8 protein-coding genes are annotated in these 9,678 nt (G+C 40.6%); all 8 read right to left on the reverse strand.

What is annotated here, in order from left to right:
• Positions 1–15 precede the first annotated feature (15 nt).
• Positions 16–1,419 carry an MFS transporter gene (locus ACTOY7_RS13020; protein WP_482670712.1) on the reverse strand — a complete coding sequence of 468 codons (1,404 nt, stop codon included), beginning with the start codon at positions 1,417–1,419 and terminating at the stop codon, positions 16–18.
• Positions 1,420–1,521: 102 nt separating this feature from the next.
• Positions 1,522–2,574, reverse strand: a complete 1,053-nt coding sequence (locus ACTOY7_RS13025) for an NAD(P)-dependent alcohol dehydrogenase (RefSeq protein WP_300822206.1) — start codon at positions 2,572–2,574, stop codon at positions 1,522–1,524.
• Positions 2,575–2,855: 281 nt separating this feature from the next.
• Positions 2,856–3,980 (reverse strand): ROK family transcriptional regulator, encoded by a 1,125-nt coding sequence (locus tag ACTOY7_RS13030; protein ID WP_300822205.1) that lies wholly within the window; start codon positions 3,978–3,980, stop codon positions 2,856–2,858.
• 267 nt (positions 3,981–4,247) lie between these two features.
• A complete protein-coding gene (locus tag ACTOY7_RS13035) occupies positions 4,248–5,105 on the reverse strand; it encodes a serine/threonine-protein kinase (protein ID WP_305182630.1) in 858 nt (285 codons plus the stop codon).
• Between the two features lie 2 nt (positions 5,106–5,107).
• Positions 5,108–6,124 (reverse strand): DUF262 domain-containing protein, encoded by a 1,017-nt coding sequence (locus ACTOY7_RS13040; protein ID WP_305182629.1) that lies wholly within the window; start codon positions 6,122–6,124, stop codon positions 5,108–5,110.
• 186 nt (positions 6,125–6,310) lie between these two features.
• Positions 6,311–7,210 carry a phospholipase D-like domain-containing protein gene (locus ACTOY7_RS13045; RefSeq protein ID WP_305182628.1) on the reverse strand — a complete coding sequence of 300 codons (900 nt, stop codon included), beginning with the start codon at positions 7,208–7,210 and terminating at the stop codon, positions 6,311–6,313.
• Between the two features lie 12 nt (positions 7,211–7,222).
• On the reverse strand, positions 7,223–9,016 hold the full coding sequence (locus tag ACTOY7_RS13050) for an ATP-binding protein (RefSeq protein ID WP_482672679.1): 1,794 nt from the start codon (positions 9,014–9,016) through the stop codon (positions 7,223–7,225).
• Positions 9,017–9,025: 9 nt separating this feature from the next.
• Positions 9,026–9,678: DEAD/DEAH box helicase (locus tag ACTOY7_RS13055; RefSeq protein WP_482672680.1), on the reverse strand; the 653-nt coding region annotated here is incomplete at its 5' end.

A 9,678-nucleotide genomic window follows, 5' to 3' on the forward strand; every position in this document is an offset into this window, starting at 1 on the left:
AAATGACGGCCTGAGTTACTGGGCACGCCCGGTTAAGGTGTGACCAGGAACGATTCCTTTTTCCTTCCTCTCCTGGATCTCTTTTACGATCTCATTGTACGCTTTCCGGCTCAGTCGGTAGAAATACAGGACCGCAGCCGTTATGATCCAGAGGATTCCCGGAACCGTGGTAAAGGAATGCTTGATCACGGCAAGTACAGCCGGATTCTGCTGCTGGTTCGCCGCATATCCAAAAGCTCCTAGGACGCCCGCAAGGGCGGAGGTGCCGATTGCCATTCCAATCTTATTTCCCAGAGAGATAAATGCATACTGGAATCCGTCATTCCGAAGTCCGGTCTTCCATTCCCCATATTCCACGCAGTCCGGTACGATCGCATAAATAGCCGTATTGAACCCGGAGAAGAAAAATTGTGCCAGGCAGGAGAACAGGTAAAACGGAACCGGTGAGCTTCCAACCGTGAAAAAATACATACAGAACATGCTGATCCCTGTCAGGAGCGCAAAGATTGAAGCGGATCGGCCTTTATTATTGGTCAGACGGAACACAAGCGGAAAGCAGGCAGCTCCGATGATAGCCGGAACAATGATGAAAAGTGAATATGTACTGAATAATGCCTGATTGCCTTCCACATAGGTGAAATAATACAATGCATCCGCATTTCTTCCATAGAGAGTGACTCCGAACAGGAACTGCCCCGCAACCGCGATCATATAGGGCTTATTCTTCGCAACGGCAGACAGTTGGATCTTCAAGGAGGTCTTTTCCTTTTCCGGCACCTCTACCACCTCTTTTGTCTTTGCAAAGCAGAAGATATGGCATGCCGCAAAGATACATCCGTATAGGACCGCGATCAGAAGGTATCCTCTCTTGTCATCTCCATTTCCAAGGGCCGCGATCAGCGGAACTGTGACGATATTGATGATGCCGATCGCGATCATGGCGCTGACGGAACGGAAGGTATTGATCTTGGCCCGCTCTTCGATGTTCTGCGTCATAGCGCCGCACAGGGTTCCATAGGGAATGTTGACGCAGGTATAGCCCAGTACGAGAATGCAGTAAGTAATCGCCATATACACAATTTTTACGTTAGACGGCCAGTCCGGATGCGCCCAGAAGGTCAACATCAATACGACGGCGGTCAAGGGCGCCGCAATCAGCAGCCAGGGACGGTATCTTCCCCAACGGGTATGAGTCTTATCACTCAGCCCGCCGATCACAGGATCATTGATGGCGTCCCAGAATCTGGAAAACAGCATCAGCCCCGCAACTGCTCCCATTCCGATTCCAAATACATCCGTATAGAATATCATCAAAAAGTTTCCTACAAACATCCAGCTGAAATTACACCCCACGTCGCCCATACCGTAAGCGATCTTGCTGATCAATGGTACTTTTACATCCGTTTCCTTCTGTTCCATCATGGTCCTCCCTGTCCTCATTGACATTCATTGTTTTGACTGCTCAGAGCCTGCTGATTCCGGCTCTGAGCGCAGTACCTGAATACACCTGAATCCGATAATTTATTCTTCTCTGATACGGATAACAGCCTTCACGATATCCGCCTTATTGTTTACACTGTAGTCCATTGCCTTCTGCGCTTCATCCAGCCCGAATATATCTGTCACGATCCCTTTCAGATTCACTTTTCCAGAAGCAACCGCGTCAATTGCCATCGGATAAATGTGACGGTAGCGGAATACAGTCTTGAAGGTCAGCTCTTTATCCAGCGCCAGGCTCATGGGCAGGGTCATCTCACCGCTCTTGCTGTAGCCTACCAGTACGATCGTGGAACCCTTTTTGGTCATATGGATGGTCTGTACCGTAGTGATCTGTGTTCCTGCGGTCTCCACTGCCAAGTCGCATCCCTTTCCTTCCGTCAGCCTCATCACCTCTTCTACCGCATCGGTTTTGCTTCCGTTGATCACACCGTCCGCTCCCAGCTCCAGTGCCTTTTCCAGACGCTTTTCCATAATGTCTACTACATAAACCTTGGACACGCCCATGGCTTTGAGTGCCATCATCGTGACCAGGCCAATACAGCCTGCCCCCATGACAACTGCCGTCTGTCCCGCTCTTGCGCCGCCCTGCATTGCCGCATGAAAGCCTACCGCCAGAGGCTCGATCAAAGCCCCTTCCAGTGTGCTCACATTGTCCGGCAGCTTAAAGCACAGATCTGCTTCATGGGCCACATATTCCTGGAATACGCCGTCCACCGGAGGCGTTGCGAAAAATACCACATCCGGGCAGAGGTTATAGCGTCCGGTCTTGCAGAATTCGCAGTGTCCGCAGGTCTTGCCCGGCTCCAGTGCCACCCGGTCTCCCACTTTCAGATGCTTCACGTCCTTTCCCACCTCTACCACAGTGCCTCCCGGTTCATGTCCGAGTACAAAGGGCGGTTTTACTACATAGTCGCCGATAGCTCCTGTCTCGTAGTAATGCAGGTCACTTCCGCAGATCCCTACGTATTCCAATTTGACCAGTACCTCGTTGTCCTTTGCCTTCGGAATCTCCCTCTCCTCAAATCCCATCTTGCCGATTCCCAGCATCACTGCGGTTTTCATTGTTCCTTCCATGATAGTGTCCTCCTTCTTTCTTTGTTGTATACTTTATTAAATAGTTTTATTATGTTTTTAATTTTATATCGGAAGATCTATTTTGTCAACAGATTCTATATCGAAATCTGATTTTCGGTAATATACACAAAACAGATCTCTGCTTTTTGTTCAAAATGTACATGCGCCAATTGGAAACAACACAATGTCTAAAAATTCAGGCAAGCCAAGAGTCCTATAGCGTCAAAAAAAGAGACTCCATCTCTGAAGTCTCTTCACAAAAATACATTTCCTGGCTCTATTTAAATCTGTTTCACAAAATCTTCTGTCACCTGCAATGCCGCCCCAAGTGCCGCCGCCCCCAGCTCATAGCTGCATGCCTTTACAAACGGACCGCTTTCCGCAAATGTATTTCTTTCCGATACCTTTTTCCAGATATCCTGAATGTGAGCCTCTGCGTAGCTTCCCACATATCCGCCCAGGATGATATCGCAGTCCAGGACCATATGGATATTGTTAACCGCAATTGCCAGATAGGACGTATATCGATCCCAAAGCCGCACGGCCTCCTCTTCTTTTCGTTCCAGTGCCGCAAAAAATCTTTCCAGCTTTCCACCCGCCGCATCGGATAAGCGCGACGCAGAGCAGTAAGCGTCCAGGCATCCCTTTTTCCCGCAGTAACAGGGTTCTCCGTCCGCAACCACCGTCATATGCCCCACCTCTCCGCATCGGAAATGATCCCCCTGCATGAGCTCATTGCGGTAGAATACGGCGCCTCCCACCGTGTTGCTCAATGACAGATAAAAGAATCTGTCCGGCCCATCCGGGCGGATCCCCTCCGCATAGGCCCCAGCATTCGCGTCATTCAGGAAAAAGCAGGGATAGGAGAAAAAACGGCTTACCAGATCAAATGACACAGATTCCACACCGAGTACATGCGATTCGGCAATCCTCTTGTCCAGGTCAATAATTCCCGGAAAAGCGATCCCAATCCCCAGTATCCGCTCCCGGACCGCGCCGCTTTCATCTAAAAAGCGTTCCAGCTTTTTATTGACCTCCCGATAATACAGATCCTCCGATGCATAGGGCTGGTAGATCCGTTCGTAATTTAAAATTTCACCGGCAAGGTTGGTCAGTACCAGGCTGATATGGTTCTTTGTGATGTCCAGCCCCACCGCCTGTTTGATATTCACAGCCGCAGACAGCGCCTTGGCCCGGCGGCCTCCGGTGGACTGCAGCTCGCCCTTTTCTTCTACCAGCCCTTTTTCGATCAGCTCCTTTGTGATCTGCGTCACCGTCGGCAGGCTCATGTTCATCTCATGGGCAATGTCCGGGTTAGAAACCGTGCCGTGTCTGTATATGTAGCGGAACACCCGGTTCCGATTCTGTTTTTTCACTTCCATGTTCGTTACTTTTTTCTTGTCCATATTGACTCCTGTATCACATCCCTTTAATACATTTAGCAATTTTATAAAATTCATACACCAACAGGGCCTTAGCCTGCAAAAATGAAAGTATCTTGAGCCGCGCCCCCTTTTCATATCTAAAACTCAAAGTTATTCTGATAATTTCCGGAAAATAGTATTTTTTGTCTAAGGAAACCAAATTTCTCACAAGCTAAGCCGTACACTTATTCAAATTGTATATACAGATAAAGGGACTTGTGTGCTCTTTTAGGTAAAGCAATTCAACGACTATTTATTAATTGTTGCATCGTTTATCAATTCCAATAATTCTTTACCATTCTCTGGTCTTTTTGTATAGTCATTAGCTAAAGTCTTTAAAATAACGCTTCCAATAAATTCATCTGTCCCTATAAAATCATTCTCACTCAATATGCCCCCCGGGAACCTCTTCATTAATACAAACGCAAATATCATTCCCAATTGAAAAACATCTGAATATGTTCCTATATCATTCATCCCAAAATAATATTTATTTACAGCCTCTGGACTAATCCAAAAAACAGGACCAATTTTTTCATTTTCTCCTGTTATATCACAATGCTCATCCGCATTCAAAAACTCGCACAATCCAAAATCACTTAAAACCCATGTTTCACCTTTTACCAGAATATTTTCCGGCTTAATGTCTCTATGTATAGCAAATTGGTGTATTTCCGTTAAAGCTTCACATAATCCACGAAACTGTGGCGCATAGATATCATACGGTATTTTAGATGTTTGAGACAATAAATCTTTTAAATTTAAATCTGCCTTTTCCATGATTACAAACAATGCTTGTTGTTCTTGGAAAGACCGTCTATTTTCTCTCAGTTTTATGAATCCATCATCAATATATTTAATAATATGTGGATGATGTAATCTTTTCATCAATGAAATTTCTTGCCCAAATCGCTTTTTACTTTTTTCAGTAAAATGAAGTAGAAATTTTATTGCATAGAGTGAACCATTTTGGTCAATACATTCATAAACGACCCCATTCCCACCCGCACCTAATCTATCACTAATTTCATAGCTATGTCCTGAATTTGCTACAACTTCTTCTCCGTCAAAATAGAACACTCGATTTTTCTTTAAGTAAAGTTCCATAATCATCCCTCGTAAAGAATATCCATTCTTTTTTTCATAAACTCCGTTCTCCAATTTCTATTAGCAATAGAATTGGCATCACTTAGACAACGTGTAGCATATTCTCTATACTCTTCATCATCTGATTGAGGACCGATGTATTCGTCCATTACTCTTAATTCATCACGTATTTCTTCTAGTTTGTCAGTCTGCAGTTCTCCTACTTCTCTCAGTAGCAAAACACATGCAAAGAGAGAGTAAAAATCTGATTTCTGTTTGAATCTGGTATCGCATATCGGGAATTTTTCCAAATCAAAAATCCGCGAAATATCTTCTATTACTCCAAGGAATTTTTGTTCAACATCTTCCTTATTATCCAAAATAATATATTTTTCGCATACTTTATCTAAATAGTCCTTTTTATCCTGCACTCCTTCTAATATTATCGCTAATAGTTCTTCAATAAATTCAACATCCAACATTCTTCTTCTTTGTTTTACACTAAAAATTTTCGAATTATCAAAAAACAAATTCTCAGATATTTTTTCTGCAAGTGAAATAAAGTCACCTGGAAAATCTGCTTTTCTAAGTTCCTGCTTATTCAATTGAACCGTATATTTATTTACTCTTGAGTAAAGATCCCTGATTTCTTCGTCTGATGGATTAAATATCTCGTTAATATCAATCTTATAACGAATAAAATCATCATGGACACTTTCTGGCAAATCACTATATCTCATATTAAGAAATTCGCCTTTGTATGGCTTTTTTAATGGAAGATCATCGCGAATAAACTTTAAAATAGCTGTCAAACGCTGTTGTCCATCCACCACAATCCTATATGTCTTTTCATTCTTCACAATTGATTTAATATATATCTTTGGAATGGGTATTCCTTTCAAAATTGTATCAATCAACATTATTTGTGCCGCCTGTGTCCATACTTCATTCCTCTGAAAATCTGGTCTTAATTCAAGACGTTCATTGTCCGCCCAATCACGTACATCCGAAATCGGATGCGAATATGATTCCCATTTCATATACTTATATCTCCTTTTCTACTTACCATTTACAATCATTTCTCAAACTACTATAATCACATAAACATAACGCTCTCAATTACCAAAATGAAATATCCCCCCTTCAATTTTACAATTACTTTTGACAATTTGTTCTTCTTGTACCACCTCAGGATTTTAAATATCCATAAGTGCTTTCACAATTGTCTATTTTCTCAAACTTATTCTTTGAGAATAATTAGGCCGGTCAATCACGATTTCCTCCATACCTAATTTATCTATCAAACTCAAAAGATTTGCTAACATCTGTTTCACATCTCTTCTATATGGCTTAGGATCGGAAATAAGTATATTATGTAATTTCTCAGCTAATGTGCCAAAATATAAACACCCTTTGTTTTCTTTTAATATAGCTAATAACCATAAATATGCATTGCTCCATCTAAATAATTCCTTAAATTTTACAATATCTCCATTATATGTTTCATCTAAAAAAGAAAAATATTCACCATTTCTTAAGTTAAAGTCCTCAGGTAGTTCATATGAAAATAAAGTATCAATATGAGGATTAAACATAGTCGTTATCGACGCATCCCAACTATAAATTTCTTGTTGTCCGTTTTTCCCTACTGCATTTATTTGAGATTTTAGCTTTCTTAACAGCGCACTATCTATTAAAATAGCATCATCAAACAACTTATTGATCTTTTCAACATCCTTTGGTTCTATATCAACCAAAGTCGCTATTTCCATATTTCTATTTTTTCCAATACTCAGCCCTGAGTTAGTTGCGTTTGCGCTGCCAATTAATCCTCTCTTATTATCAATAATATATGTCTTGGCGTGCAAGTCAAAACGAATATAAACTTGCCAGCCTGCTCTTATTCCACATTCTATTATAGAGAAATCGGTACTTCCTTTCAGAATATCATCCATTCTGAATCTGACAAGCAGACGTTTTTCCTTAACTCCATCATTTATGTAGCCATCTAAATGCAAAAAAGAAGGTTCTTTACAATAAGCTGTAATTATCTGTACAGAAGATAATGCACCCTTTAATTCTCTTCTTACCGAATCTAATATCTCATCTGAAATAAGTATAGACATAAAATTCATCCTCTACTGTGTATTTCTTGGGTTAAGCTGCTCTGAAATATAATTATTCAAACGATTATACCAAGTTGTCATAAGCCTGTCATTCTCAACCAGTTGATATGAGTCCGTCTTTCGCACTGATTGAATTAAAGAAGCCAGGAATAATTCAAATGTTATCTTTACCTCTGCATTTGAATATATTTTACTTAAGAACGATGTATAAAATTTATGGCTTGTATTTATTGTAATAACTGTTGTTTTAAGAACAGCTTTATAATCAAATGCTGGACTTCTTTCTCCCTTATCAGCGTAAACAAAATTAACAGAATTATTGATAAACGCAGTCCCCTGTTCATCTGTCGGATTTTCATACCCTAGCTCTTTTAATTCCTCTTTACCTGTCTCCGCAACTTCTTCTGCCGAAGGTACATCTACATCCTCGTCTTCTTCATCAAAATCTGTAGTTGCCGGATCATTTTCTACTGTATTTATTATTTCAGTACTAGGGTTATTATTTCCATCAAAAGTTCTTGTATTTTTTCTAGTCTCTTCATTTTGAGCATACATGGCTTTTATTGTGGGAATAATCGTTGCCGCCAATTGATCCCAAATAGGTGAAATATCAACCTCATCAGAATCCAAATCATTAACATCCACTTTCTTTAGTTCAACATACTGTTTGTTGTTTGAAACTCCAAATACCTCATCCAGCTCTGGCTCAAAAATAATTTCACATCCCCACCATCTATGCTGTGGTTTATTAATTACACTATAAAAATCAAAACGCCTAAAATCGATTTCTCTCCTTGCTCTTACTACAGAAATGCCCTCCATTTTTGCAGCATGCTTCCCTAATCTATAATTGCCAGGATCTCCATTAGGAAATGCTGTTTTATCATAAAACTTATTTTTTACAATTGAAAATCTTATTGTTACAGGCGATGTCGCTAAATGCCCATTCTTATTAATATATTTGATTGGAATCTCTACCTCTCCTGTTCCAGTTCCTTTTGCTGTATATAATTCAAAAGGTGCCTCTATATTCGTTTTCTGTCCCGCCTTATATATATGTTTTGGTTCCTCAGGATCACAAAGCACGCAATTATCCTCCATCAAAAATAATGGATCGTTAGGCACTATATCAATTGCGGCATCTGGATTTTCATCACAAACTATTTTTATTTTGCTTACTTCATCATGTATAAAATACCGGAATTTTTGTCCCAAACTAAATTCTAATCTTTCTGTTAATGGGCCACGTGTCTTAGGATTAATTCGATCACATTTCTTCCAGATAACCAATGTTCCCGATTGTGAAAAATCATATGCTTCAAGCATTGTTTGATATCTGATATAGGAAGCGTATGGTTCAGGAATTGCTTCCTGTATAGGATCTTCAATTTCCGTCTGCTCTCCATCTTTTATTTTATTGATATCAAGATATACTTTCTGAGCATTTTCTACGCCTCCCTGCCAAGAATACACTTCAATTTCAGGACAAGCATATAATGAAGCCTGTGGCAATCCGACTCCAAATCTCCCCATCCCTTTTCTTGCCTGACGTGTCGATGCTCCAATACCTAAGCAGCTTCCCAAAACATCGGAGTCCATACCCTCCCCATTGTCCAAAAAACCGATCTCTGTAACAACTTTTCTTCCAGAAGCGGCAACTCCTTCCCGCAAAATAACAAAAATATTTTCTGCCCCTGCTTCTACGGAATTATCAATTATTTCAGACACAGCGCTCTCAATGTTTTTATAGCCAGTATTTCTAAGCGCGTCACCCATATTTCTAATATCCACAATGCTTTTTCCCATGTCTTCCTCCTAAACTCTCCAGTAATCATTAAAGTGAGAAAATGCAGTCTCATTATCAAACATTTGCAAATTATCATCTATATCTATAAGTGTGCATTCCTCATTGCCGCCCATAAGCGGCCCTCTAAGTCCTCTCCCTAGCATTTGGCTATAAAGAACAATTGAATGTGTCGGCCGAGTAATAAAAACACATTTAATATTCTTTGAGTCAAAACCCGTAGTTAACACTTCATAATTAATGATAATGTCCACACCGGAATCCTTCTTTTTAAAAGCCTCTATTGCACGTTTCCGATCCATTGGAGCCATCTCTCCTAAAACCAGGCTATTAGGAATCCCTTCAAGCATTAACATTGCTGATAACATTTTGGCATGATCAACCGAACAAGCAAAGACGATCGTTGGTTTTTTGTCAAGCCGAAGTTGCCGCAACTGCCTCATAATTTCCAGATTTCGTTCCTTATTCCTTGCCAGAACCTTCAGCTGATCAGCAGTATACTCTTTATCATCATAACCCAAGTCTCTGAGAGCTCCACCTAAAATTTTGAGTTCCTGTTCAGAAAAATCTTTATGATATGATAATCTCCAAGGATGCATTTTAGCTAGTATGTGTCTATCCTGAAAATACTTGATAATATTTGTTTCAGCAACAATATTTAATG

It is taken from the genome of Schaedlerella sp. (assembly GCF_056796775.1).